The following is a 25097-nucleotide window of genomic DNA, read 5'->3' as shown; positions in this document are numbered from 1 at the left end:
CCTCACCCAAAGACAGCCGTTACCAGATCGAGGAGCCCGCGTTTTACATCCGCATCATCGGTGAGCGGCTCGATCATCGTCGCCTCGATGGCGCGATCAATCGGCATGCCCTGCGCGATGAGGGTTGCGGCATAGATGACAAGACGGGTTGAAACCCCCTCTTCAAGGTCCTGCCCTTTCAGCGCACGCAGCTTGCCCGCAAGACGCACCAGAGGGGCCACACGATCCGGCGAGAGGCCGCTTTCCTGGGCGACCACCTTGATTTCAAGATCGGGCGTGGGAAAGTCGAACTCCATCGCGACAAAGCGCTGTCGGGTCGAGGGTTTGAGGGTCTTGAGGATATTCTGATAGCCCGGATTATAGGACGCCACGAGCATGAAACCGGGGGCGGCCTCAAGCTCTTCGCCGGTGCGGTCGATGGGAAGAATGCGCCGGTCATCGGTCAGCGGGTGCAACACCACGGTGACGTCCTTGCGGGCCTCGACCACCTCGTCGAGATAACAGATCGCCCCCTCGCGCACCGCGCGGGTCAGGGGGCCGTCGACCCAGACGGTTTCGCCGCCCTTGAGCAGATAACGCCCGATCAGGTCCGCCGCCGAGAGGTCATCATGACAGGCGACGGTATAAAGCGGGCGACCAAGCCTTGCCGCCATATGGGCCACGAAGCGGGTTTTGCCACATCCGGTCGGCCCTTTTAGAAGCACCGGCAAGGTATTGTCGAAGGCAGCCTGAAACAGGGCGCATTCATCGCCCTGCGCGAGGTAGAACGGGGCGTCTGCCGCCCCGGTCCGGTTTTGGGTCATGGCTCCATCCATCGGCTTCACTCCGCCGCGACCGAGGTATCAGCCGAGATCACCTCTTTGCGCGGCACGAGCAGCGCGTAAAGGAAGAGCAGCAAGCCAAGGAAGACCACAACGCCAGAGCCAAGCCGCATCCAGTAGAAGATGGCGATGGAGTCCTGGACATCCATAAAGTAATCCCCGACCACGCGCTGCATGTGGGTCTGAACCGTGCCCGCAAATGTCAGCGTGAAGGTCATGAACACCATGCCCCCCGACATCAGCCAGAACGACGCCATGTTGAGCACCTGATTATAGGGATCGCGATTGCGCAGGATCGGCATGGCATAGGTAAAGATCGCCAGGTTGAGACAGACATAGGCGCCATAAAAGGCCAGGTGCCCATGAGCGGCGGTGATCTGTGTGCCGTGGGTGTAATAGTTGACCCCGTGCAGCGTGTGCAGAAAGCCCCAGACCCCGGCCCCGAAGAAGGCCAGCGTGGCACAGCCCAGTGACCACAAAAGCGCAGCCTTGTTGGGATGGTCGCGTCGCCCTTTCCAGACCATGACAAAGGCAAAGGCCATCATCGCGAAGAACGGCACGATTTCGAGGCTGGAAAAGATCGACCCGATCCACTGCCAATAGCCCGGCGAGCCGATCCAGTAATAGTGGTGACCAGTGCCAAGGATGCCCGAGAACAAAGCGGCGGCGACAATGACATAAAGCCATTTCTCGACCACTTCACGGTCGACCCCGGTCAGCTTGAGCATCAGGTAGGCCAGGATGGACGCCATGATAAGCTCCCACACACCCTCGACCCAGAGGTGCACGACATACCACCAGTACTGCTTGTCGAGCGCCAGATTCTCCGGGTTGTAAAAGGCGAACAGGAACAAAAGCGCCAGCCCCCAGAGCCCCAGCAACAGGATATTGGTGATCGCGGTCTTGCGGCCCTGAAGCACCGTCATGGTGACGTTGTAAAGAAACAGCAAGGCGGCCACGACGATCCCGGCCTTGACCCATTTGGGTTGCTCCAGAAACTCGCGCCCCTCCTTGCCCAAAAGCCAATTGCCCTCAAACAGGTTGAACACATAGGTCAGCACCACGCCCAGAGTGCCCACAACAAGGATGATCAGTTGCAGATAGGCGATCTTGGGCGAATGGATTTCGCGCTCGGCCTCTTCGGGGATCAGGAAATAGGCGGCCCCGAAAAAGCCCAGAAGCAGCCAAACGATCAGAGAGTTGGTGTGCAGCATGCGCACGATGTTGAACGGTAGAAGTTCCGACAGGGTGTTGGGCATCACATAGATCAGCCCCGCCAGCAGCCCGCCCAGGATCTGAACCAGAAAGAGCGCCAGGGCGACACCGAAGTAGGCCAGCGCGATTTTTTGGGATTGGTATTTCATTTGAATGGTCCTTTCTCAGCCCGCGTCGTTCGGGGGCCAGCCCTGTGCGTCGATGGAATCGACCCACCGCAGGAAATCGGCAAGCGCACGGGTTTCCTCGGGGTTCAGATCAAAGCGTGGCATCTGTCGGCGCCCTTCGACGCCGCTTGGTTGCGCCTTCATCCAGCCGTCCAGCATCTCGAACGCGCCGTCCGGGTCATCGGCGACACCCCAGCGGGTTGTCACATTGGCCAGTTCAGGCGCAAAATACGCCCCCTCGCCCATGATCGTATGACAGTTGATACAGGCGTGTTTTTCCCAGAGCCGTTTGCCATGCGCGACGCTTTCGGTCAGCGTCTCGGCGTTTGTCGAGGTAGTGACGATATAGCGGTGCGAATGGAGCGACAGCCCCAGAAAGATGATGATGAAGAACAGCGACCCGCCATAAAAGATATTCCGGGCCATGCTCTTGGTCATGACATCGCGCATTGCGATCTCCTTTGCGCGTTAATGCGAATGCGCTCACTCTGCGGGGGGACTGCGCGGCGATCCTTGACCAAAGTCAACGGCTGGCGAAAAGCGGTGAGGGTTCGGGGCCGGAGTTAACGTTCTGTCCCACGGAATTTTCCAAAAATTCCGATCCGGAAGATGTCCATTTTCCGGTCCGTTTTCTTTAGAGGAAACGGACCGCGTATAGAGTTTCAAAGGGAGCGTTTGAGCCGGTTTTATTCTCTAATCTATCGATGGGCGTTTTCAACAATACATCGAAAGGCCGCCCGTCGGCTCGGTTGGACATGACCCCGGACAGCGGACAGCACCTTAATTGGCGCGGTCTTTACGAGGGCCTACAAAAGCGGGCCAAAGCGAGACGGTAAAGAGGCTGAAGGCCGCAATCCACAAGGCGCCGGTGACCAGCAAGACCGGAAGGTAGATACCTGCCGACAGGTTGGAGGCAAGCCAACGCAGCCCCGCAGCGAGACCAATCAGCCCATAGGCAAGAGCGACTGCGCGCGGGGCAACAAGGGCGCGCCCTGTATGGCCAAGAATGGCACGGCTCATCACCGCGACGGTCATCCCACCCACTGCGCCGATGCCCAGAACATGCAGGCCCGCCACCTCGCTGCCGTGCCCCAACAGGCTGCTGCCCCAAAGGACAAGGCCAAGCCCCAGCATCGCCATGCCAAGGTGCAACGCCCAGAGGATCGGTTGACCAAGCGTCCAGCAGGGCCGCCAAAAGCTGATGCGCAACAGGTGCAATGCCCCTCCGAGAATGGCCAATGCGCCGGTCAGCGTGTCGGGCAGGCGCAAGAGCAGCGCGAGCGGCACAAGGGCAATCGTCACACTTCCCGAAAGATCAACAGGCTTGCGCGATGTCGGCAGGGTGACCTCGGCCACGCCTGCCCGCTTCATCGCGTTGCGGGTAAATCCCGGCGTCACCCGCCCGCCGAGCACGGCAATCATCAAGCAAAGCGACAACAGCCCGACGCGCAGCCCGGTGTAGAGAGTGTCATCCGCAAGGCCGATCCATTCCAGATGCACCATAAGGTTGCCCGCCCAGACAAGGCTCAGAAAGGCCAGAAAGGCAACGTTCTGCGGCTTTGGGCGACGCAAGAGCATCAGCGCGATCTTGCCCCCCAGCAGCGGCAGAAAGGCAAGGTCGATGACCGCGACGGCAACGGGCGGCAAGCTGCCCGACATCCAGACCGCCAGCCGCCCCGCCAACCAGACCAGGGCAGCGGCGGCGACAAAGAGCTTGGCGGTGTCCTTGCTGCCGGTCCAATTGGGCACCGCCGTCAGGAAAAACCCGCCAAGCGCGGCACTGGCATAGCCAAAGACCATCTCATGCGCGTGCCACAGGTAGGGCGCGGCGGCAAAGGGCATGGCGGGCGCGCTGCCCGAGGCGAAATCAAGACCAAGCCAGATCTCCCACACGGCCAGGGCGAAAACGGCGTAAAGCCCGGCGGCCAGAAAGAAGACGCGGTGAGGCTCGCAAAGCACACGTTTCAAAGCAGCGATCATATCTGTGCCTCCTATTTGCGCGCCCGGCGTTTGAGAACCGGACAGGTTGCGGCATCGTTCATCACCACCTGACAGCGCAGGCAGAGCACGCATTCGTTTGCGTTGATCCGGCCAAGCGGATCAATCGCGCCGACGGTGCATTTGGTTTCACACAACCGGCATTCGCGACCGCATTGCGGGCGCCGGTGCAGCCAGTCAAACACCTTGAGCTTGGCCGGAAGCGCAAGTGCCGCCCCCAGCGGACAGAGATAGCGGCAATAAAACCGCTCGATGAAAAGCCCCGCCACAAGCAGCGCCAGCACAAAGCCCACAAACGGCCAGGCCCGCATCATCCGCATGGAAATCGCGGTCTTGAACGGCTCGGCCTCGGCCAGACGCAGGGCAAGGTCCATCGAATAAAAGCTGAGTGCGAGGATCGCCAGAAACAGCGTGTACTTGATGATCCAGAGCCGCTCGTGGATCGCGTGGGGCACGGCGATCTGCGGCACACGCAAGCGGCGCGCGGCGAGATTGCTAAGCTCCTGCAAGGCGCCAAACGGGCAGAGCCAGCCACAGAAAACGCCGCGCCCCCAAAACAGCAGACCAAGCGCCACACCGCCCCAGAGGGTGAAGATCACCGGCTCGATCAGGAAGGTCTCCCAGTGAAAACCGCTCAGCAGCGATTGCACAAAGGCCACCACCTGCACCACTGAAAGCTGGCCGTTGAGCACCCAACCAAGCCAAATCAGCGTGGTGCCAAGAAAGCCCAGCCGAAGCCCAAGCCAAAGGCGCGGGCGGCGCACCAGCCATTCCTGCAACAAGAGGATCAGCGTCAGAAGGGCCATCATCGCCATCACGCTGGCGACCTCGAACCGCTTTTCAGTCCAGCGCGATTGCCAGAGCGGCGCAGGTTCAGGCGGGGGGGCGGTGATATAGGCAGAGGGTAGGACGTAGGTAAGCTGGGTGGTAAAACTGACCGCGCCGGCCCCTGAGGGGCGCGACGCGGTCAACTCCAGCGTGAAGGGCAAAAGCGGATCAAACCCCTCGCCCGGCAGATGAAAGATGCTGCGTTCCTTAAGGGGCGGCGCATCCGGGGCGGCAAGTTTGTCGATGCGGGTATAGCCCGATTTGACCAGCGCGATGCGCGTTTCCCCCTGCACCACCACCAGCCGGTCAAAAACACCGCTGCGCCGCCAGTTGGTGCCGCGATGCGAGGTCAGCCCCGAAGACGCCACGAAAAGCGCCGTTTCCCCCGGTCCAAGCGCGCCCACCGTGCGGGTGAATTGCTGTTGTCCCAGGATGTTGCGCCCGATTCCCGGCGGATCGAGCAGCGCCATGTAAAGGTCGATGAACGGCGTCTCGCCGGTCGGCACCGGCACCTTGGCCCCGGTCATCGCGCGGCTGGCCTCGGTCAGTGTGACGCTGCGCCGCGTGATCGCGCCCTGCGCCATCAGCGCCGCCCAGCTTTGCGGCTCAAAACTCACCCTGTCGATCCCGCCACCGGGCAGAACGCCACGCGCAATCGCCAGCGTGCGCGCCGTGCGCAGGATCGAATCGCGGATAACACCCGTCGAGACGGTCGCGCGCGAAATGACATCGGGCATATCGGGGCCGGTTCCGGGGCCCTCGGGATTGGAAAGGTCAACCCCGGCAAAGCCGCCGACGAATCGGGCAATATCACGATCCGACAGGCCAAGCGTCAGGATCGGCTCGGCGTGGCGCATCAATCTGGCGCCCGCGATACGGCCAGTGGTGTCGATCGCCACGAGCACATCCAGAGGCCGCCCGGAATATCCGACCGACCCCGTCACCGCCCAAGTCGAGGCGATATATCCCACAGTGCCAGAGGCATCCGACACCAGCCAGCCCGGCACCGGCTCGCCCTGATGCTGCACCACCGGCGCCTCTGCCAGACCGAACAGCCCAGCAGCGATGGCGCGCGTCGGCACCGCCGCAGATACCGCGCCATCGGCCCGCGTGCGCAGGTCGCCCTGCGCCTGCGCCACAGATGCCAGAGGCGCCAGAGCAAGCCAGAGATGACAGGCGATGAAAAGGGCAATGCGGATCATGGGCCGACTGTCGCGCCGCTGCGCCGTCAAAGCGTTGACTAAAGTCAAGGAAGTGCGCGCGCGCTCCCCCCACTCTTGAGGGGCCTCACCAGCGGAATTGGAGTAACTCAAATGAAACCCAAGAATGCCACATGGCGTGTCACGCTCTTGTCGAGCGCCGCCATTGCCCTCGGGCTGGCGGCCTCCGGCGCGATCGCGCAGGAAAAGCCCGCTGACCACGGGGATGACGCTTCGGCGGCCTATCAGCCCAGCATGACGACGCTCGGCCAGATCCAGGTTGAAATTCCGGGCCGCAAGCCCGGCGACCCGGTGATGACCCCCAGTGAATACCAAAAGGCCAACACGATCTATTTCGAGCGCTGCGCCGGCTGTCACGGTGTGCTGCGCAAGGGGGCGACGGGCAAGGCTCTGACGCCTGACGTGACGCGCGAAAACGGCTTTGAGTACATCAAGGATTTCATCACCTACGGCTCACCTGCGGGCATGCCCAACTGGGGCACCTCGGGTGATCTGACCGAAGACGAAGTCGACATGATGGCGCGTTATATCCTGCTTGACGCACCAGCGCCGCCAGAATTCGGCATGCCGGAAATGAAGGCCAGCTGGAAGGTGCACGTCGCGCCCGAAGACCGCCCGACCGAGAAGATGAACGACTGGGATATCGACAACCTGTTCTCGGTGACCCTGCGCGACTCTGGCGAGATCGCCCTGATTGACGGGGCCAGCTATGAAATCAAGTCGGTCCTCAAGACCGGCTATGCCGTGCACATCAGCCGGATTTCCGCCTCTGGGCGCTATCTGTTCGTGATCGGCCGCGACGCCAAGGTCAACATGATCGACCTCTGGATGGAAAACCCCGATACCGTGGCCGAAATCAAGGTCGGCGCCGAGGCGCGTTCGGTCGAGACCTCCAAGTTCAAGGGCTATGAGGATAAATACGCCATCGCCGGGGCTTATTGGCCGCCGCAATTCGTGATCATGGATGGCGATACACTTGAACCGCTGCGGATCAAATCGACCCGTGGCATGACCTATGACGAACAGACCTATCACCCCGAACCGCGCGTTGCCGCTATCCTGGGCTCGCACTACAAGCCCGAGTTCCTGGTCAACGTCAAGGAAACCGGCAAGATCCTGATGGTGGATTATTCCGACATCGAAGCCCTGAAGATCACCGAGATCAACGCGGAACGTTTCCTGCATGATGGCGGTCTGGACAGCACGCAGCGCTATTTCCTGACGGCCGCCAATGCGCGCGGCAAGGTCGTGGTGATCGACACCAAGGAAAGCTCGCTTGTCTCGGTAATCGAGACCGAAGGCCAGACCCCGCATCCGGGGCGTGGCGCCAATTTGATCCACCCGACCTATGGGCCGGTCTGGGCAACCTCGCATCTGGGCGACGATACCATCGCCCTTATCGGGACCGACCCCGAGGGTCACCCTGATCAGGCGTGGAAAATGGTGCAACAGCTTTACGGTCTGGGCGGCGGGTCGCTGTTCGTCAAAACCCATCCCACCTCTGAGCACCTTTATGTCGATGCGCCGCTCAACCCCGATGCCGAAGTTTCAGGCTCGGTTGCGGTCTTCAAGCTGGCGGATCTGGCCGACGAAGAGCCGGAATTCACCGTGCTGCCCATCGTCGAATGGGCCGGGATTGCCGAAGGCCAGCCCCGCGTTGTGCAAGGCGAATTCAACAAGGCCGGAAATGAGATCTGGTTCTCGGTCTGGAATGCCAAGGACCTTGAATCGGCCATCGTGGTGATCGACGACAAGACGCTTGAGCTCAAGCATGTGATCAAGGACCCGCGCCTGATCACGCCAACGGGCAAATTCAACGTCTATAACACCCGCGCCGACGTTTACTGACGCGCAGGCCGGGGGCCCATGCCGGGCCCCCGACCCTTCCCCATGATATTTGACCGCCAGCCAAGGAGCCAGCACCATGACCGCGACAGGCAAAGTTCATCTGATCGGGGCCGGCCCCGGTGCCGTTGACCTGATGACGCTGCGCGCGCTGACGATGCTCAAGGGCGCCGATGCGGTGGTCTATGACCGGCTGGTCAGCCCCGAAATCCTGGCCCTGTCGCCGATGACCGCCAGAATGGTGCCGGTCGGCAAAGCCCCCAAATCCCACGCCGTGCCGCAGGATCGCATCAACGAAATTCTCTACGAACTGGCCTGTGAGGGGCTGACGGTGGCCCGCCTCAAGGGCGGTGATCCGATGATATTCGGGCGCGGCTCCGAAGAGGCCGCCTATCTGATGGAACGCGGGATCGCGGTGGAATATGCCCCCGGCATCACCGCAGCTCAAGGCATGGCCGCCGCCACCGGCGTGCCGCTCACCCACCGCGGGCTGGCCACCGGGGTGCGCTATGTCACTGGCCACCGCGCCGCCGATGCCCGGCTTGACCTCGACTGGAAAAGCCTGGCCAGCGAAGACACCACCCTTGTGGTCTACATGGGCGTCGCAAATATTGCCGAAATCGCCCTCAACCTGATGCGCGAAGGGATGCCCGGCGCCCTGCCGGTGCTGGCGGTATCGAATGTCACCACCCCGCGCGAAACACGGCTTTTGTCGCGACTGGACCGGATCGGCCTTGACGTGGCGCAAGGCCCGCTGCGCGCGCCGGTGCTGTTTGTGATCGGCCATGTTGTCTCGCTTTGCCACGCCGCCGACGCCCTGCCGGTGGATCTGCCCGAGGTGATGGTGGGTGAATAGGCTGACCCTCATACTGGCGCTCGCCGCCACCCCGGCCCTGGCCGACCCTGACCCAAAGGCCCTCAAGCGGCTGGTCCGTCAGGATTGCGGCTCGTGCCACGGGATGACGCTCAAGGGGGGGCTTGGCCCCGACATCCGCCCCGCGTCGCTTGCGCATTATCGGCGCGACGACCTCACAGACGTGATCCTTGACGGCCTCCCCGGCACGCCGATGCCGCCCTGGCGCCCCCTGCTCAGCAAGGATGAGGCCGCCTGGATTGCCGATTATCTTCTAGAAGGTGACCCCGAATGACCCCAGTCCCCCTGTCCCCCAACACGGTCGAGAACCGGCACGGATCTGGCATTCACCGTTCCCGAAATACTCCCGCCGGAGGCCTCCGCACCCGCATTCTTGCACTGTCGCTGGCGGCTCTTGCGCTCTGTGCGCCGCCACTTCCCGCCTCGGCGCAACCGACCGGTGATCTGGGGCTGGTGGTGGAACGCGCCAGCGGGTCGCTTTTGGTGGTGGATCAGTCCGAGCGCGCCAGCATCGGGCGCATCACCGGACTTGGCGATCTTTCACATGCCTCGCTGGTCTACTCCCCGGACGAACACTTCGCCTATGTCTTTGGCCGCGACGGCGGGCTGAGCAAGGTGGATATTCTGGCGCAAACCATCACCGCCCGCGTGATGCAGGCGGGCAATTCCATTGGCGGCGCGATCTCGGATGACGGGCGTTTCGTGGCGGTCTCGAACTACGAGCCCGGCGGCGTGCGCGTCTTTGATGCCGACACGCTCGAAATGGTGGCCGACATCCCGACCGGCAGCAAGACCATCGGCCTCGTGGATATTCCGGGAACCCGGTTTGTCTTTTCCCTCTGGGACGCGGGCGAGACATGGATTGCCGATCTCTCGGGCGAGACCGCGCAGATCACCAGGATCAAGGGCATGGGCACCAACCCCTATGACGCTCTGGTCACCGGCGACGGGCGCACCTATATCGCCGGGCTGTTCGGCGAGGATCACCTGAGCGCGCTGGACCTCTGGCAGGAGCATCCAGAGCCGCAGGTAATCCTGCCCGGCTATGCCAAGGGGCGCGAGGGGCTGCCGGTCTACAAGATGCCGCACCTGGAAGGCTGGGCCTTGGCAGGACAGGATTTCGTGCTGCCCGCCATGGGCCAGCACGAGGTGCTCTGGGTCGATGCGCGCAGCCTGCAGGAAACCGGCAGAACCGCCACTCACGGACAGCCGGTTTTCGCCATTTCCCGCCCCGACGGGCGCCACGTCTGGGTCAACTTCGCCCATCCGCTGAATGACACAGTACAGGTGATCGACAGCGTGACCAAAGGGGTCATCCACCAGTTTACCCCCGGCCCCGGCGTCTTGCACATGGAGTTTACGCCGCGCGGTCACGAGGTCTGGCTGTCAGTCCGCGACGCCGGAAAGGTGATGATCTATGACACGGAAACCTTTGAAAAACTGGGCGAAATCGCGGCTGAAAGCCCCTCGGGCATCTTTTTCACCGCCCGCGCCCACCGCATGGGGCTTTGAGAGATGCAAGGGGTAAATGACCCGATTGATCGCGCGCTTCTGAACGACTGGCAGCGGGATTTTCCAATCACCGAGCGGCCCTTTGGCGTGCTGGCAGAGCATCTCGGCACCAGCGAGACAAATGTGATCGAGCGGTTGCGTGCCCGCGTCGAGGCCGGTCAGGTCACCCGGTTGGGCGCCACCTGTGCGCCCAATACCATATCGGCCAGCACCCTCGCTGCGGTGGCCGCCCCCGAGGACCGGATCGAAGACGTCGCGGCGATCATCGGCGCAGAGCCGGGGGTGAACCACTCCTACCTGCGCGAACACGACTGGAACCTGTGGTTTGTCGCCACCGGCCCCGACCGGGACCATGTGGATGCGGCCCTCGCCCGGATCGCGCAGCGCAGCGGGCTGCGCGTGCTCGACCTGCGGCTGGTGCGGCCCTTCAACCTTGACCTCGGCTTTAGCCTGCGCGGTGAAGATCCGCGCGCGCCTCAAAGCCAAGCGCCGGAGACGGACGTGTTGCAGCCCGGCGACCGCGACATCGTGCAGGCGTTGATGCGGGGCCTGCCGCTTGATGCGCGGCCCTACGCGGCGATCGGAAACATGCTGGGGCGCAGCGAGGCCGAGGTGATGGCACGGATCAGGGTGCTGAGCGCGGCGCGGATCATCGCGCGCCTCGGGGTCATCGTGCGCCACCGAGCGCTTGGCTGGCGCTCCAATGCGATGGTGGTCTGGGATCTGCCGCACGAGGCCATCACCCGCGCCGGCCCGGTGCTGGCCGCACACCCCGGTGTCACCCTGTGCTACGAGCGCACGCCGGTTGCCGGCGTCTGGCCCTACCGGCTCTATTCCATGATCCACGCCCAAAGCCGAAAGGACGCCCTTGCCCGGCTGGCAAGCGCCGCCGCCCTGCCCGAGTTGCAGGGTGTGCCGCATCTGGCGCTGTTTTCAAGCCACTGTTTCAAACAGACCGGCGCCCTCGTGGCGCAGGAAAGGACAATCGCATGACACCTACCGCGCCTCTTGATGCCACCGACCGGCTGATCCTGAACCATCTGCAAGAGGGCTTTCCGATTGCACCCGATCCGTTTGAAATCGTCGCGCAAGAGCTGGGGCTGGAAGAGGCCGATCTTCTGGCGCGGCTGGAGCGGATGAAAGCCGAGCGGATCATCACCCGCTTTGGTCCGTTTTTTGATGCCGAGGCGATGGGCGGGGCGTTTTGCCTCTGTGCCATGGCCGTACCAAAGGCGGATTTTGAAACGGTCCTGACCAAAGTCAATGCCCGCCCCGAGGTGGCACATAATTATGAACGCAGTCACCACCTCAACATGTGGTTCGTTCTCGCAACCGAATCCGCGCCAGAGATCGAGGCGGTGGCCAAATCGCTGGAGCAGGAAACAGGGCTGCGCGTGCTCTGTTTCCCGAAGCTCCGGGAATTCTTCATCAGGTTCAGGGTGGCCGCATGAGCATCGATTCCACAGACCGCCGGATCATCGCCGCCACGCAGGCCGGCCTGCCGCTTGTGCCACAGCCCTACGCGGCCGTGGCGCAGGAACTGGGGCTTGGCGAAAGCGAGCTCTGCAACCGCCTGCGCGCGATGCACGATAGCGGCATCATTCGCCGGGTGGCCGTGGCCCCCAACCACTATGCGCTTGGCATGCTGGCCAATGGCATGTCGGTCTGGGACATCGACGATGCCCGCGTAGCGGACCTTGGCGCGCAGGTCGGCGCGCTCGACTACGTGAGCCACTGTTACGAGCGGCCCCGCGCCCTGCCCGACTGGCCCTATAACCTGTTTGCGATGATCCACGGCAGCAACCGCGACGAGGTCGAGGCCAAACGACAAGAGGTTGCCGCGCTATTGGGCGGGGCCTGTCGCGGCAGTGACATTCTCTATTCGACACGCATTTTGAAAAAGACCGGGCTTCGGCTCCGGTCAAAGGAGGGCCACTGATGTTTCGCCTCTCGGAATATATGCAACAATTGGTAAATCCGACACCGGTGCGCGCGCGGCGCGGCACGGGGGCGGTCAAGCCGGTGGTGATCTGGAACCTGACCCGGCGCTGCAACCTGAAATGCCGCCATTGCTATACGGTCTCGGCGGATGTCGATTTTCCCGGCGAGCTGAGCCACGAACAGGCGATGGGCGTGCTGGATGATCTGGGGGATTTCAATATTCCGGCGCTAATCCTGTCGGGCGGCGAGCCGATGGGCCGGTTCGATTTCTTCGAGCTGGCCGAGGCCGCGCGCAAGAAGGTCCGGTTTCTGGCGCTCAGCACAAACGGCACCCAGATCCACGGCGAGACCGCCGACCGGGTGGCCGAAATCGGGTTTCAATATGTCGGCATTTCCATCGACGGGATTGGCCGCACCAATGACTGGTTTCGCGGTGTTGATGGCGCCTTTGATCAGGCCGTACGCGGGGTGCGCGAATGCAAGAAGCGCGGCATCAAGGTGGGCCTGCGCTTTACCCTGACCCGCGACAACGCCGCGCAGCTGCCTGATTTACTTCAGCTTTGCGATGACGAGGGCGTGGATAAATTCTACCTCAGCCATCTTGTCTATGCCGGGCGCGGCGACAAGAACCGGGGCGAGGATGCGGTGCATGCCCATACCCGCAAGGCCCTGGACGAGCTGATTGATCGCGCCTGGGTCGGCGTGGCCGAGAATGCGCCGCTGGATATCGTGACCGGCAACAACGACGCCGACGCGGTCTATATGCTGCGGTGGGCCGAACGGCATTTTGACGAGGCGCGCGTGGCGCATCTGCGCGACCATCTTGAGGCCTGGGGCGGCAATTCCTCGGGACTGGGCGTGGCCAATATCGACACGCTGGGGCGGGTGCACCCGGATACCTATTGGTCCGATTACACCGTCGGCAACGTCAAGGTCACGCCGTTTTCAACGCTCTGGACGGGGGAAGACCCGATGCTGGCGCAGCTGCGCTTGCGGCCCCGCCCGCTCAAGGGGCGCTGCGGGGCCTGCGCGTTCAAATCCGTCTGCGGCGGCAATACCCGCATTCGCGCGCTGCAACTGACCGGCGATCCCTGGGCCGAAGATCCGGCCTGTTACCTGAGCGATCGCGAAATCGGCGTCACAGGTGCGGGTGAGCGCCTGACCGTAACCCCGTTCAGAGGCAAGAAACATGACCCGATCCATCGCTTTAACTAGCGCGCTTTTGCTGGGCACAATTTTTTGGGGGGTCGTGTCGGCCAAGGCCGATCCGGCGCAGATTTACAGCACCGAGTGCGCCGCCTGCCACGGGGCCGACCGGCTGGGCGGCACCGGGCCTGCGTTGATCCCCGAGACATTGGGCCGGATGCGCGGGCCGAACCTTGAAAAGGTGATTACCCATGGTCGGGTGGCGACCCAAATGCCCGCCTTCGACGCGGTGTTGGGGGCGAATGACATCACCGAGCTGGCGGCCTGGCTGCATACACCGCTGGCGCAGGTGCCCGACTGGACCGCCGAGCAGATTGCGCAAACCCGCTGGTTTGATCCCGATTACAGCGCCGCAGCGGCACCGGTGTTTGACGCCGATCCGCTGAATATCACGCTGGTGGTGGAAACCGGCGATCACCATGTCAGCGTTCTGGATGGCGACACCTTTGCGGTGCTCGACCGCTTCGAGACGCCTTTTGCCGTGCATGGCGGCCCAAAATTCAGCCCCGACGGGCGCTATGTTTTCATCATGTCGCGTGATGGCTGGGTGCAAAAATACGATATCTGGTCGCTGCATCAGGTCGGCCGTGTGCGCGCCGGGCTGAACAGCCGCAACATCGCGATCAGCGCCGATGGCGAACATCTTGCGGTGGCCAATTACCTGCCGATGACGCTGAGCCTGCTGTCGACCAACGATCTGAGCGTTGAGCGGGTGATGCCGGTCGTGGGCAAGGATGGCACCAAAAGCCGGGTTTCGGCGGTCTATCAGGCCCCGCAACGCCAGAGCTTTATCCTGGCCCTGAAAGACACCCCCGAAATCTGGGAGGTGGCGACCACCCCCGACGCCGAGCCGGTCTATGAAGGCTTCGTGCACAGCCGCGAGAAGGGCATGATCGAGGCGATCCCCTCGTCCGAGGGGCTCTTCGCCCGCCGCCGGATCGAGATCACCGAGCCGCTGGACGATTTCTTCTTCACCGATGATTACCGCCACCTGATGGGCGCGGCGCGCAACACCGGACGCGGCGTGGTGGTGAACCTGAATGTGGGCCGCGAGATTGCCGAATTGCCGCTGCCCGGCATGCCGCATCTGGGGTCCGGCATTTCGTGGCTGCGTGACGGCCGCCGCGTGATGGCCACGCCGCATCTGAAAGAGGGCATGCTGTCGGTGATCGACACCGAAACCTGGCAGCTGATCCAGACCATCAAGACCGACGGGCCGGGCTTTTTCCTGAGAAGTCACGAAAATTCGCCCTACTTCTGGGCAGACGTGTTCTTTGGCCCAAACAAGGACGTGATGCATGTGATCGACAAGCAAAGCCTTGAGATTGTCAAAACCCTGCGCCCTGTTCCGGGCGCCACGGTGGCGCATGTCGAATTTACCCGCGACGGCAGCCATGCCCTTGTGTCGGTCTGGGAAGACGACGGCGCGGTCATCGTCTATGATGCCAGAACGCTGGAAGAGGTGACCCGGCTGGCAATGCGCAAACCGTCTGGAAAATACAATGTTTTCAACAAGATAACATTCTCGGAAGGAACAAGCCATTGAGCAGCAGCGCAATCATCGTCAGCCACGGACAGCCCTCTGATCCGGACCCGGCCGAGGCCACGCTCGCGGCCCTTGCCGCCGAGGTGGCGCGCGCCCTGCCCGGCTGGCAGGTTGCAAGCGCGACCTTGGCCAAGCCCGGCGCGCTTGAGGCCGCATTAACGGCGGCGGGGCCGCATCCGCTGGTCTATCCGCTGTTCATGACCGCCGGCTGGTTCACCGGCGACGAGCTTCGCAAGCGCCTGCGCGACAGGCAGGCGGATATTTTGCCGCCTCTGGGGCTTGATCCCGGCCTGCCGGGGATGGCGGCAGATGTGCTGCGCGCCACCCTTTCCCGCGAGGGCTGGCAGCCCGGCGAGAGCCGACTTTTCATCGCCGCCCACGGCTCTGGCCGCAGCCGCAATTCGGCGCGCGACACGCAGGCCTTTGCAAGCGCCCTTTCGCAACTGATTGCCTTTGCCGAGATCCGCGTCGGCTTTGTCGAAGAGGCGCCCTATCTGGCCGATGTGGCGCTTGATCTTGGCCCCAAGGCGATCTGTTTGCCGTTCTTTGCCGCGAGGGGCGGCCATGTGATGGATGATATCCCCGAGGCGCTGGACGCGTCGGAGTACAAAGGTGTCGCGCTCGCGCCAATCGGCTGCGCGCCCGAGGTGGCCAGGCTGGTCGCGCGGGCGTTGGAGACGGCGAGGGTGAACGCATGACCGCCGCAGGCCCCAATTTGACCCGGCTCTACCTGTTGCTCTACCCGTTCACCGCATTGGCGGTGGCGATCAACCTGTTCATGCTGGGCTTGATGTGGCAGGCGATTGGCCTGCCTGCACTCTCGCCGGTGAGCGCGCTTCTTGCCTGTGTTCCGCTGGCCCTGCCGGTCAACTGGTGGGTGACGAAATGGGTGCGCGGCCTGATGGACGAGGCCGAGGGGCGCAAATGAAAACGGCCGCCCCGGCGTGATGCGAGGCGACCGGTGACGGCGGGACCGCCGCGTTATTCGAAGGTCGCCAGATAGGCGATGACGTCTTCGATATCATCGTCCTTGCGCAGCCCGGCAAAAGACATCTTGGTGCCCTTCATATATTTCTTCGGGCTGGCCAGAAAGGCGCTCAGCTCTTCATTGGTCCAGACAAGGCCCTCGGCGGCGCGCTCCTGCAGGACCGATGAGTATTTGAAATCCTCCAAAGCCCCTGCCGGTTGCCCAACGATGCCATTCAGAACCGGGCCGACGCGGTTCTTGGCGTCCTCGCCCACCTGATGGCAGGCCTTGCATTTCTTAAACACCTTCTCGCCCGCCTCGGCGTCGCCATCGGCAAGGGCCGGCGCGCCAAGCGCCAGGGCCAGTGCGGCGGCTGTCATAAGGGTGGTTTTCATGGGTCGTTCTCCTCTTTGGTTGGGGATGAATGTCAGGCAATGATTTCGATTTTCGCGCCCGCAAAGCGCGCCACAGCCGCTTGCGCCGACGGCCCGTCAAGCAGGCAAAGCGCGGTCGAAAGCCCGTCCGCCAAAGCCGCGTTCGGCGCCGACAGGCTCACGATGCTGTGGCGGGGCACCTGCCCCTGCGGGCCAAGGATATGGCCCTGATCCCCCGTCAGGCGCGTGCCTTTGGGCGCCGATGTGGCGAGGGCGCGGTCGCTCAGGGTGATGCGCTCCAGGATGTCGCCCTCTGGCGTGGCAATCCCGGCCTGCCAGGGGGTGCCGTCGGGGCGATGACCGCGCCCGACGATTTCACCGATATCCACAAGAATATCGCCAAACCCCTGCCCGCCAAGCAGCGCCGCGATACGGTCGGTGATCTCGCCCTGCGCAATACCGTTGAGCGTCAGCGCCATGCCGGGCCGCTCAAAACGGATTTCCTGCGCATCAAAGCGCAGCCCCTCCCAGCCGACAGAATGCCGCGCCGTGGCGACATCGCCGCCATTGGCATGGGCGCTCCAGAGCGGCTGAACCGTGGGATCAAAAGCACCTTCGGTCGCGCCGTGTATCCTGCCCGCCAGCGTCAGAAGGCCCAGCAATTCGGGCGGCGGCGCAACAAGGCGACCGGTTTGATTGAGCCGCACAAGCGCGCTATCGGGGCGGTAAAGGCTAAAGATACGCTCAAGCCGCGCAAGCTCGGCCTCAAGCCGGGCAAAGACCGGGCGGGCGTCAATCGCGCTTATGCCGACAAGCGTCACCGAGGCCGGGGCACCAAACGCAACCCCGCTCCAGCGCGCGGTTTGCGTCAACGCCATAGCCGCGCCCGGAAGGGCAATGGCGGCGGCCGAAATGCTCAGGAAACGGCGGCGGGTTGGGGTCATGTCGGGGCCTCCTCGTTGAAAATGACATCGACCGGGGCAAGCACAAGCTCCGCCGGAATCTCGGAGAGGGTCATCACCTTGCCGCCTTTGCGGGCGGCGAAATCCTTGGCTGCGGCGGGGTCGGAAAACGGCACGATTTCGGGCGCCCCCATGCCGCCGGTGACATCGGCCCCCACCACGAAGCTGACCGTTTGCGCGGCGACCCAATTGTCGATGCCGGGGCTCTCCCAACTTTCCGCCGCGCCCATGTCGCTGACGTAAAAGGCAAGGATGTCGGCGTCGCGTTCGGGGCCCTTCACATAGGCAAGTGCGTCGCGCATCTGCGCGAAAAAGATCGGCTCGGGCAGGCCCTTGAGATGGATTTGCGCCTTGGGGCCGGGGTGATTGTCGACCTGCATCAGGCAAAAATGGCTGAGCGCGTCGGCGGTCATGGCGATCGGATCGGGCGCTTGCGCCGTCTCCTCTTTACAGGCCGCAAGCAGCAGGGTTGCAAGCAGAAGACGTTTCATGGCTCGACCCTCGCAAAGGCGGCGCGGGCCAGCCCGAGGGCCAGAAGAGGCCAGAGGAACAGCGACATCGGTGCCGCCCAGACCGGCAGTGCCGCCCCGGCCCCTGCCATGCCCGAGACCAGCGCCACCTGCTGCGAGCCGGCCACGTTCCAGAGTCGAAACGCATCCGCCGGGTTGGCGGCCAGAAGCCAGGGAAAGACGTAACTTGTGAACGCCCCACCATCGTCAAACACCAGCGCCCCCAAAAGCCCCAGATCATAAAGCACCACCAGCACCAGCCAGAGGCCCACGGCAAGCCCCGCCGCCCCGGCAACACTATTCGAGAGCGCAGAGGCGACATAGCCAAGCGCCAGAAAACACGCCCCCAGAAGGATCGCCGTCGCAATGAGCCGAACCAGCGCCAGCACGCTTTCAGCACCGGCCCCACCGGCCAGCGCCGCCGCAATCCCCGCCGAGGCAAGGCCCAGCGCAATGGCAATGCTCAGCACCAAAAGATGGGCCGCGAATTTCCCCAGGAGCATCTCTCCCCGGCTGAGCGGATAGGTCAGCACCAGCCCCAGCGTGCCGCGCTCGGCCTCGCCCGCGATGGCGTCAAAACCGATCATCAGCGCCAGAAACGGCGCGAGATAGACCGCGAGCGTCGTCATCGACGCCACCGACACAGTCAGCAGATCAACCCCGAGCGTGCCCGTCGGCGCCGATCCCGCAAAGGTCAGCGCCAGCGCGAACAGCGTCATCAAAGAGGTGGCCGAGACCAGCCAGCGATTGCGCCGCTGAATGCGAAACTCGGCCATGGCGATGGCTAGGATACGGGCAATCATTGGCGGGCCTCCCCACAATAGTGACGGTAGATATCCTCAAGGCTGGGCGGGGCCATTTCGACGTCGCGCACCGCGTCGCCAAGCCCCGAGATGCGCGCAAGCTGGGCCATCTTCTGATCGCCGCTACAGCTGAGCTCGACCGCACAGCCATTGACCCGCGTGCCGCCCAGTTCGGCATGGACATGCTCCGCCGCCCCGTCACGCGCCGTCAGGCGGATACGGGTCGGAAGGCCCGCCTTTTGGCTGAGACCCGGCAAGGTATCGTCGGCCACCAGCCGCCCCTTGCGCATGATCGCGATCCGGTCGGTGCGCGCCTCAAGCTCGGTCAGGGCGTGGCTGGCGATCAGAACGGCGGTGCCGCCTGCGGCCATCTCCGCAATCACCGCGTAAAGATCGTGGCGCGATATCGGGTCAAGCCCACTGGTCGGCTCGTCCAGCAGGGCGACACGGCGACGCCCCAGCAGGGCCTGCGCCAGCCCAAGGCGTTGCCGCATGCCCTTGGACCATGTGCCGATGCGCCGGTCGGCGGCCTCGGCCAGACCGACACGCTCAAGCAGGGGGGCAACGATCTTGGGATGCTCGCCCGCCAGCCGGGCAAAGGTCGTGAGCTGTTCGCGCCCCGTGAGTGATTTGTGAAAAGCCACCTGTTCGGGCAGATAGGCGGTGGCGCTGCGTGCGGCCATGCTTCCGGGGGGGTGACCGTCAACACGGATCTGGCCGCCACTGGGCCGGATCAGCCCAAGCACAAGCTTGATCAGGGTGGATTTACCGGCGCCGTTATGCCCCAGCAAAGCGACCCGCTCCCCGGCGGCAAGGCTAAGGTCGATGCCGCCAAGAACCTCGGATTTGCCATAGGTCTTGGTCAGGGCCGAGATCGTGAGGGCGCGCCTGTCATCCGTCATGTCGTCTCTCCCAATCTGGCATCGCGATCTCCTTGGGCCGCATCAGCGGGGCCTTGTCGATCACCCCGCCGGGCAAGAGCGCCGGAAAGGCCGATTGCGCCCATTTCACCAGCTGAACAGCCGGCGCGCCCAAAAGCAGCCGCGCCGAGGGCTGGGTCCAAAGGATATGATCCATGCTGTCGTTGGGGCGATAGGGCGTGTCGGCAAGCCCGTCGCCATTGAGGTCATAGGCGGCGAAATCGGACCAGTAGTTGCCGATGCCGCCATCGCTCCAGTCAAGCCATTTGGAACCGACATATTTCACCTGCGTGCGATTGCCGACAAAGGCATTGCCGCTGATAGCGTTGCGCTCGGAGCCGGCGGTGAAATGCACGCCGATGCCGCAGCGCTCGAACCGGTTGCCGGTGACCCGGTTCTTATGGGCGTTATAGATGAACAGACAGCGGTCGCCGCCGTTTCTGACAAGGTTGCCGCGCACCTCGGAGCTATTGGTGTAGTTCAGCATGATGCCGTGCTCGGCATCCCCCAGAGAGACATTGTTCAAAAGCCTGAGGCCCTTGGAAAACATCACCGCATAGCCAAGGTGATTGCCGATCGACAGATTGCCCCTGACCTCGGATTTATTGGCGTACATAAAGTGCACCGCAAAGCGCAGGTCGCGAAAGCGGTTGCCGACGAAAGCATTGGAATGCGAGGTGTTCACGAAGATGCCGTCACGGCCCCAGCGGATATCGTTGCCCACAACCTCCGCCCCCCGCGCATCCCAGAGATAGACAGCATTGCCGCGCGCATTCATGCGGTGATCCTGTCGGCCTTCGATGGTGTTGCCTGCGACCTCTGCGTTGCGGGCGCCGTGGATATCGACGCCGTAAAGGTTGCCGTTCAGGTGGTTGCCGATAATGCGCGCGCCGTCCGCCCCCTTGAGAAGGCGAATGCCGCTATCAAGTGCCTCGTGATCGCTGCCTGATCCGGTGAGGGTACAGCCGGAAATGGTCACCTCCGGCGCGCGAAGCGTCAGAACACTGCCCTGCCCGCCCGCGTCAATCTCGGCGCCCGCCGCGCAGTCAATCGTCACGGGGCGCGTGATGTCCAGCCCGCCCTGATGGCGACCGGGGCCAAGGCGGAGGGTATCCCCCGCCCCGGCGGTTTTTATGGCCAGCGCCAGCGCCCCACCCCCGGCCGGCACAGCCCGCTCCTCTGCCACGGCAAGGCCGGGCAGCGAAAGGCAAAGCGCCAGAAGGGGGGCGAGGCACCGCATCGGCTCAGGCCTCCCGCGGCTCGACCAGCATGCGACCGCGCATTTCCATGTGCAGCGCATGACAGAACCACTGGCAATAATACCAGTGAACGCCCGGACGGTCGGCGGTAAAGGTGACCGAGGCGGTGGCCTGCGGCCCGACTTCCATCGCGACACCGTGGTTTGACAGGGTAAGCCCGTGGGTCACGTCATCCACATCATCAAGGTTGGTGACATAGATCGTCACCTCATCCCCCTGTTTGACCGTGAACTTTTCAAGGCTGAACATCGGCGCCTGCGACCACATGTAGACCCGCACCTTGTTGCCGTCCCGGATCGGCTCATCGGCGCCGTCCTCTAGCACGACCCCATCGGCGGCGGCCTGTTTGCGGGCGTCTTCCCACATCGGGTCATCGCGGCTCCAGACACTGGCCGGGTTCACCTTGGAGCGATGTACGATGATACAGTCATGCGGCTCGGCAAAGGTAGGGCCGTCATGCACCACCGGCATGTCATCCTGGGTAATATCCAGAAGCTGTTCGTTCTCGGGCTTGAGCGGCCCGACGTTCAGGAACCGGTCCTTGGAGAACTTGTTCATCGAGATCAGCCATTTGCCATCGGCCTCTTTGGTTTCGCCCATCGAGGTATGGTTGTGCCCCGGCTGATACATCACATCGGTCTTGTGAAGGATCGGATCGACCGCCTCGCCCGAATAGGCGCGGATTGCCTTGTCCATGCTCCACTTGACCACCTGGCTGTCGAGAAAGAGCGTGGTGTAACAATTGCCCTTGCCGTCAAAGGCGGTGTGCAATGGCCCGAGGCCAAGTTCAGGTTCGGCCACGATGCAGGAGCGCGGATCGGCGTCCTGATCAAACAGCGCATCGACCTTGGTCACATCAATCACCGAACAGGTCGGCGACAGCTTGCCGTTGATCACCACGTGCTTTTGATCCGGCGCGGTGTTCACGCCATGCGGGCTGTTGGGGATGGGCACATAGCGGGTGTATTTCTTGTTCTTGCCCTTGCGCCCGTCAAGCACCTTGACGCCGTTCAGCTCCTGGTAATCGCCTGCGGCCACACCGGCCTCGATTTCCTTGATGTTGAAGATCACACAGTGGTCGGTCTCGCTTTCGGTCATCTCGGCAAGGGTCACACCCATTTCCGAGTTATAGCTGGTCGAAAACGCATACTTGCCCTGATAATCCGCATCGACGTTATCAAGGTTGCCCGAGACGATCACCTGCCAGGCGATCTCCATCGTGTCGCCGTCGATGGCGGTAAAGATGTTCACGTATTCTTCGGGATTGTCGAGAATAGAGCCATCGTTGACCAGCGGGATCTCGTGTTCGCCATTGGCAAAGACATAGCCGGTGCGCGGATATTTCTGCGTCCGCAGCCCGTGAATATCGCCGGCATTGGGGATTTCGATGATCTTGTCGCATTTCATCACGTCGCAGCGCACCCGCGCCACGCGGGTGTTGGCCTTGTCGTTCATGAACAGATAGCGCCCGTCATAGGTGCCGTCGGTGAAGGACATATGCGGGTGATGCAGATCGCCGTTGTCATAGGTTTTCATGTTGCGGGCGGCGAGATACTCTTTGGTTTCGGGCATGAGGCCCTCGGTCAGAACCTTGAGCGACTCGTTGGTCTGGCCCCAGCCGGTGGCCGAGCAGCGGTTGAACACCGGCACACGCATCAACTCTCGCATGGACGGAAAGCCCAAAATGCGAAGCTCGCCCGCCTGGCCCGAGGACCAGAAGCCGTAGTATTCATCCAGCTCACCGGGCGCGAGGGCGTATTTGCCCGCCGCCTGTGCCGGACCCGCCCCGGCAAAAAGGCCTGCGCCTGCGCCGGTCGTGGCCGCAAGCGCGCCGGTGGCCGTGGCCCCCAGCATGCCGCGGCGGGTCAGTTTGAGGCTATCCTTGAAATCAGACATTAGAGGTCTCCTTTTCTTCCTCTTGCGAACCAAGGGCGCGGTTCATCGCGCCTTTATTGGCCTCGGCACTTGCGTGATCACGCGCGCGCCGCTTCAGTTGCCGGATAATCACCGGGCATTTATCGTCGGACTGGTACAAAACCTGGCAATGCAGGCAGTTCACACATTCGTTGGGGTTGATCTCGCCTGTCGGGTGGATCGCCTGCACCGGGCACTCATTGGCGCAGGTCTGGCAGGGGCTGCCGCAATCGCGATAGCGCCGGAGCCAGTCAAACATCCGCATCCTGGCCGGGATCGCCAGCGCCGCGCCGAGCGGACAGAGGTAGCGGCAATAAAACCGCTCCACGAACAGCCCGATCCCGAGAAGGACCACGGCAAAGACGACGAACGGCCAGTCGCGCACGAACTTGAGGATGATCGCGGTTTTGAACGGCTCGACCTCGGCCAGTTTTTCCGCCATCGGGATCGAGGCCAGCGAGACCCCGAATAGCCCCAGAAAGATCATGTACTTCAGCGGCCAGAGCCGCTCGTGCAGACCCCAGGGCAGTTCCCATTGCGGCAGCTTGAAAAACCGCGCCACACGGTTGGTCAGCTCTTGCAGCGCGCCAAACGGGCACAGCCAGCCACAATAGGCCCCCCGGCCCCAGAAAAGCAGCGCGGCGGCGACGGCAAACCACTGGATGAACACCAGCGGGTCCATCAAAAAGGCATTCCAGGTGAACCCGCTGCGCAGTGACCCGGCCAGCGCCATCAGGTTCACGACGCTAAGCTGCGCATTGGCATACCAGCCGATGAAAACCAGCGACATGCTCAAAAACCCGATCCGGAACCAGTAATAGGCGCGCGCGTGGCGGGTGATCTGAAGCTGAAAGAAAAACGCTAGGGTCAGCACGGCAAGCATCGCACCAAGCACGGCGATCTCGACCGTCTTGTCGCGCCAGATCCGCTGCCAGAGGGCGGTTTTGGCGGCGGCCTCTTCCTCCGAGGCGTTGGCCACCGGCAGAGCGGTCAGCGGCACGAGATAGCGTTCAGGAAGCCGATAGCCCAGGTCATAGGTGATAAAGGTTTTCTCGACCGCGCCAACCGCGCGCTGCACCAGAAGCTGAAGCCGCCACGGCTCTGCCGGATCAAAGCCGCTTGCGGCCGGGATGCGGAACAGGTCAAGCTCGTTGAAACTCGGCGCGCCGCTCGCGCTGATCTCGCCAAGGCGACGGTGATCACGGTCAAAGAACCGGACCGAGCGGTCGCCCTGAATAAGCTGTATCCGGTCGAAAATCCCGCCCCGGACATAGCCCGAACCCTTGAAGGAATAGCGCCCTCGACCGGCGACCAGAATGGCATGCTCGCCTTCGCCAAGCCAGTCCTGAAGGTTGGCGTATTCGGCCTCGCCCAACAGGCTCTGGCCGATGGTGGGCACGCTGACAAGGGCGGCGCGCATGTCGATAAAGCTATCTTCCGGCGCGCCGGGTTCGGGGCGGGCGGCGGCGCGGGCATCGCCGGTTTCGCCAAAGGCGCGGTTGATTTGCCCCACGTCCAGCATCAGCCCGCGCACCGAGCCGTCACCGGTCAGCGCCTGCCAGTCGCGCCGCGCGCCGTCCTCTTCGCGAAGGCTGCGGGCCGGGCCTGCCTGCACCACCGGCGCCAGCCCGCCCAGCCCAAGCGCGCGCGCCACCTTTAGCCCACCGCGCACAAGGCTGTCGTCGATCACCATGACCGTCACCGTCGCCCCCGATATGATATCAAGCTCATGCGCCGTGCCCGACGCGGCCGCCTCGGCCTTGAGGTCAAGCCCGGCGTAGCCCTCGATCACGCGGCGCATCTTGGATTCGGGAATGCCGATCAACACGATCGGTTCGGAATGCTTGACCAGAACCGCGCCGGTCATCACCGCATCCGGGTCAATCGCGGCAATCACATGGATGGGCTTGCCGGAATACCCGGTGGTGCCGGCAAAATCGGATGTCAGGAACGCCCAGGCAACGATCTCGCCACCCTTCAGCACCGGCGCCACCGGAACGTCGTCGCGCAGCGCGCCAAAACCGTCGGCCTGCGGCACAAGCTGATCGGCGGTAACCTCGGACAGGAATCGCGCCAGCAAGGCGGGCTCGGCGGCACGCGCCACAAGCGGCGACGCGATCAGCAGCGCGAGTGCGATCAAACTCTTGAGCGTCTTTGCAAACATCTGGCCCCTGCTTTCAAAACATGGACCAATGGATAAAGCAGCCCCCGCACAG

24 protein-coding genes are annotated in these 25097 nt (G+C 63.2%); 11 read left to right on the top strand and 13 right to left on the bottom strand.

All coding sequences use genetic code 11. The annotated features are described in order from the left end of the window. Window positions 1-2: 2 nt before the first annotated feature. The 5 genes from ROG8370_RS07640 to ROG8370_RS07620 all read right to left on the bottom strand — a co-directional run bounded on the left by ROG8370_RS07640 (window position 3) and on the right by ROG8370_RS07620 (window position 6231). Window positions 3-803 (bottom strand): CbbQ/NirQ/NorQ/GpvN family protein, encoded by an 801-nt coding sequence (locus ROG8370_RS07640; protein WP_370738328.1) that lies wholly within the window; start codon window positions 801-803, stop codon window positions 3-5. A gap of 17 nt (window positions 804-820) precedes the next feature. Continuing rightward, complete coding sequence (locus ROG8370_RS07635; RefSeq protein ID WP_085826491.1) at window positions 821-2185, bottom strand: cbb3-type cytochrome c oxidase subunit I; 1365 nt, start codon at window positions 2183-2185, stop codon at window positions 821-823. A gap of 15 nt (window positions 2186-2200) precedes the next feature. Beyond that, on the bottom strand, window positions 2201-2653 hold the full coding sequence (locus ROG8370_RS07630; protein ID WP_085826490.1) for a c-type cytochrome: 453 nt from the start codon (window positions 2651-2653) through the stop codon (window positions 2201-2203). A gap of 330 nt (window positions 2654-2983) precedes the next feature. Then, entirely contained in the window at window positions 2984-4183 is a 1200-nt protein-coding gene (locus ROG8370_RS07625; protein ID WP_085826489.1) for an NnrS family protein, read from the bottom strand. Window positions 4184-4194: 11 nt separating this feature from the next. Further along, entirely contained in the window at window positions 4195-6231 is a 2037-nt protein-coding gene (locus ROG8370_RS07620) for a NosR/NirI family protein (protein WP_085826488.1), read from the bottom strand. Between the two features lie 111 nt (window positions 6232-6342). Here ROG8370_RS07620 and ROG8370_RS07615 point away from each other — a divergent pair, with 111 nt between their 5' ends. From ROG8370_RS07615 to ROG8370_RS07565, 11 genes are all read left to right on the top strand, one after another. Next, window positions 6343-8097: a nitrite reductase gene (locus ROG8370_RS07615; RefSeq protein ID WP_085826487.1), complete on the top strand. Its 1755-nt coding sequence runs from the start codon at window positions 6343-6345 to the stop codon at window positions 8095-8097. Between the two features lie 76 nt (window positions 8098-8173). Then, on the top strand, window positions 8174-8950 hold the full coding sequence (gene cobA, locus ROG8370_RS07610; protein ID WP_085826486.1) for a uroporphyrinogen-III C-methyltransferase: 777 nt from the start codon (window positions 8174-8176) through the stop codon (window positions 8948-8950). After that, complete coding sequence (locus ROG8370_RS07605) at window positions 8943-9242, top strand: c-type cytochrome (protein WP_085826485.1); 300 nt, start codon at window positions 8943-8945, stop codon at window positions 9240-9242. The genes cobA and ROG8370_RS07605 overlap by 8 nt, the downstream gene beginning before the upstream one ends. After that, complete coding sequence (locus tag ROG8370_RS07600; protein WP_085826484.1) at window positions 9239-10480, top strand: cytochrome D1 domain-containing protein; 1242 nt, start codon at window positions 9239-9241, stop codon at window positions 10478-10480. Before ROG8370_RS07605 ends, ROG8370_RS07600 begins: the two co-directional genes overlap by 4 nt. Window positions 10481-10483: 3 nt before the next feature. Beyond that, a complete protein-coding gene (gene ahbB, locus ROG8370_RS07595; RefSeq protein ID WP_085826483.1) occupies window positions 10484-11473 on the top strand; it encodes a siroheme decarboxylase subunit beta in 990 nt (329 codons plus the stop codon). Continuing rightward, a complete protein-coding gene (locus tag ROG8370_RS07590; protein ID WP_085826482.1) occupies window positions 11470-11931 on the top strand; it encodes an Lrp/AsnC family transcriptional regulator in 462 nt (153 codons plus the stop codon). Before ahbB (ROG8370_RS07595) ends, ROG8370_RS07590 begins: the two co-directional genes overlap by 4 nt. Next, complete coding sequence (gene ahbB / locus ROG8370_RS07585) at window positions 11928-12419, top strand: siroheme decarboxylase subunit beta (RefSeq protein ID WP_085826481.1); 492 nt, start codon at window positions 11928-11930, stop codon at window positions 12417-12419. Before ROG8370_RS07590 ends, ahbB (ROG8370_RS07585) begins: the two co-directional genes overlap by 4 nt. After that, a complete protein-coding gene (gene nirJ / locus ROG8370_RS07580) occupies window positions 12419-13636 on the top strand; it encodes a heme d1 biosynthesis radical SAM protein NirJ (RefSeq protein ID WP_085826480.1) in 1218 nt (405 codons plus the stop codon). The genes ahbB (ROG8370_RS07585) and nirJ overlap by 1 nt, the downstream gene beginning before the upstream one ends. Then, a complete protein-coding gene (locus ROG8370_RS07575) occupies window positions 13611-15173 on the top strand; it encodes a nitrite reductase (RefSeq protein WP_085826479.1) in 1563 nt (520 codons plus the stop codon). Before nirJ ends, ROG8370_RS07575 begins: the two co-directional genes overlap by 26 nt. Continuing rightward, a complete protein-coding gene (locus ROG8370_RS07570; RefSeq protein ID WP_245827255.1) occupies window positions 15170-15871 on the top strand; it encodes a CbiX/SirB N-terminal domain-containing protein in 702 nt (233 codons plus the stop codon). Before ROG8370_RS07575 ends, ROG8370_RS07570 begins: the two co-directional genes overlap by 4 nt. After that, window positions 15868-16101, top strand: coding sequence for a hypothetical protein (locus tag ROG8370_RS07565; protein ID WP_085826477.1), 234 nt, complete (start codon window positions 15868-15870; stop codon window positions 16099-16101). Before ROG8370_RS07570 ends, ROG8370_RS07565 begins: the two co-directional genes overlap by 4 nt. A gap of 53 nt (window positions 16102-16154) precedes the next feature. On the opposite strand, the gene ROG8370_RS07560 is transcribed toward ROG8370_RS07565, so the two are convergent. Genes ROG8370_RS07560 through ROG8370_RS07525 form a run of 8 tightly spaced genes read right to left on the bottom strand, consistent with a single transcriptional unit; the run spans window position 16155 to window position 25045 of the window. After that, on the bottom strand, window positions 16155-16535 hold the full coding sequence (locus tag ROG8370_RS07560; RefSeq protein WP_085826476.1) for a c-type cytochrome: 381 nt from the start codon (window positions 16533-16535) through the stop codon (window positions 16155-16157). 32 nt (window positions 16536-16567) lie between these two features. Beyond that, entirely contained in the window at window positions 16568-17458 is an 891-nt protein-coding gene (locus ROG8370_RS07555) for an FAD:protein FMN transferase (protein WP_085826475.1), read from the bottom strand. After that, a complete protein-coding gene (locus ROG8370_RS07550; protein WP_085826474.1) occupies window positions 17455-17967 on the bottom strand; it encodes a nitrous oxide reductase accessory protein NosL in 513 nt (170 codons plus the stop codon). Before ROG8370_RS07550 ends, ROG8370_RS07555 begins: the two co-directional genes overlap by 4 nt. Then, the gene (locus tag ROG8370_RS07545) at window positions 17964-18785 is read right to left on the bottom strand and encodes an ABC transporter permease (protein WP_085826535.1); all 822 of its coding nucleotides are present in this window, start codon (window positions 18783-18785) and stop codon (window positions 17964-17966) included. The genes ROG8370_RS07550 and ROG8370_RS07545 overlap by 4 nt, the downstream gene beginning before the upstream one ends. Continuing rightward, window positions 18785-19690, bottom strand: a complete 906-nt coding sequence (locus ROG8370_RS07540; protein WP_085826473.1) for an ABC transporter ATP-binding protein — start codon at window positions 19688-19690, stop codon at window positions 18785-18787. The genes ROG8370_RS07545 and ROG8370_RS07540 overlap by 1 nt, the downstream gene beginning before the upstream one ends. Continuing rightward, window positions 19680-20948 (bottom strand): nitrous oxide reductase family maturation protein NosD, encoded by a 1269-nt coding sequence (locus ROG8370_RS07535; protein WP_085826472.1) that lies wholly within the window; start codon window positions 20946-20948, stop codon window positions 19680-19682. Before ROG8370_RS07535 ends, ROG8370_RS07540 begins: the two co-directional genes overlap by 11 nt. A 4-nt stretch (window positions 20949-20952) precedes the next feature. After that, window positions 20953-22863: a TAT-dependent nitrous-oxide reductase gene (gene nosZ, locus ROG8370_RS07530; RefSeq protein WP_085826471.1), complete on the bottom strand. Its 1911-nt coding sequence runs from the start codon at window positions 22861-22863 to the stop codon at window positions 20953-20955. Continuing rightward, window positions 22856-25045 (bottom strand): NosR/NirI family protein, encoded by a 2190-nt coding sequence (locus tag ROG8370_RS07525; RefSeq protein WP_085826470.1) that lies wholly within the window; start codon window positions 25043-25045, stop codon window positions 22856-22858. The genes nosZ and ROG8370_RS07525 overlap by 8 nt, the downstream gene beginning before the upstream one ends. Window positions 25046-25097: the final 52 nt, after the last annotated feature.

The sequence above is a fragment of the Roseovarius gaetbuli genome, from assembly GCF_900172365.1.
GTDB classification, from domain to species: Bacteria; Pseudomonadota; Alphaproteobacteria; order Rhodobacterales; family Rhodobacteraceae; genus Roseovarius; species Roseovarius gaetbuli.
Note: the sequence above shows the minus strand (reverse complement) of the source record. Positions and strands in the feature narration are given on the sequence as shown.

Coding starts and splice junctions, on each gene's coding strand:
- ROG8370_RS07635 (WP_085826491.1), bottom strand. CDS start 2,185: ATGAAATACCAATCCCAAAAAATCGCGCTGGCCTACTTCGGTGTCGCC.
- ROG8370_RS07525 (WP_085826470.1), bottom strand. CDS start 25,045: ATGTTTGCAAAGACGCTCAAGAGTTTGATCGCACTCGCGCTGCTGATC.
- nirJ (WP_085826480.1), top strand. CDS start 12,419: ATGTTTCGCCTCTCGGAATATATGCAACAATTGGTAAATCCGACACCG.
- ROG8370_RS07615 (WP_085826487.1), top strand. CDS start 6,343: ATGAAACCCAAGAATGCCACATGGCGTGTCACGCTCTTGTCGAGCGCC.
- ROG8370_RS07625 (WP_085826489.1), bottom strand. CDS start 4,183: ATGATCGCTGCTTTGAAACGTGTGCTTTGCGAGCCTCACCGCGTCTTC.
- ahbB (WP_085826481.1), top strand. CDS start 11,928: ATGAGCATCGATTCCACAGACCGCCGGATCATCGCCGCCACGCAGGCC.
- ROG8370_RS07630 (WP_085826490.1), bottom strand. CDS start 2,653: ATGCGCGATGTCATGACCAAGAGCATGGCCCGGAATATCTTTTATGGC.
- ROG8370_RS07560 (WP_085826476.1), bottom strand. CDS start 16,535: ATGAAAACCACCCTTATGACAGCCGCCGCACTGGCCCTGGCGCTTGGC.
- ROG8370_RS07555 (WP_085826475.1), bottom strand. CDS start 17,458: ATGACCCCAACCCGCCGCCGTTTCCTGAGCATTTCGGCCGCCGCCATT.
- ROG8370_RS07600 (WP_085826484.1), top strand. CDS start 9,239: ATGACCCCAGTCCCCCTGTCCCCCAACACGGTCGAGAACCGGCACGGA.
- cobA (WP_085826486.1), top strand. CDS start 8,174: ATGACCGCGACAGGCAAAGTTCATCTGATCGGGGCCGGCCCCGGTGCC.
- ROG8370_RS07620 (WP_085826488.1), bottom strand. CDS start 6,231: ATGATCCGCATTGCCCTTTTCATCGCCTGTCATCTCTGGCTTGCTCTG.
- ROG8370_RS07535 (WP_085826472.1), bottom strand. CDS start 20,948: ATGCGGTGCCTCGCCCCCCTTCTGGCGCTTTGCCTTTCGCTGCCCGGC.
- ROG8370_RS07540 (WP_085826473.1), bottom strand. CDS start 19,690: ATGACGGATGACAGGCGCGCCCTCACGATCTCGGCCCTGACCAAGACC.
- ROG8370_RS07550 (WP_085826474.1), bottom strand. CDS start 17,967: ATGAAACGTCTTCTGCTTGCAACCCTGCTGCTTGCGGCCTGTAAAGAG.
- ROG8370_RS07565 (WP_085826477.1), top strand. CDS start 15,868: ATGACCGCCGCAGGCCCCAATTTGACCCGGCTCTACCTGTTGCTCTAC.
- ROG8370_RS07640 (WP_370738328.1), bottom strand. CDS start 803: ATGACCCAAAACCGGACCGGGGCGGCAGACGCCCCGTTCTACCTCGCG.
- ahbB (WP_085826483.1), top strand. CDS start 10,484: ATGCAAGGGGTAAATGACCCGATTGATCGCGCGCTTCTGAACGACTGG.
- ROG8370_RS07590 (WP_085826482.1), top strand. CDS start 11,470: ATGACACCTACCGCGCCTCTTGATGCCACCGACCGGCTGATCCTGAAC.
- ROG8370_RS07575 (WP_085826479.1), top strand. CDS start 13,611: ATGACCCGATCCATCGCTTTAACTAGCGCGCTTTTGCTGGGCACAATT.
- nosZ (WP_085826471.1), bottom strand. CDS start 22,863: ATGTCTGATTTCAAGGATAGCCTCAAACTGACCCGCCGCGGCATGCTG.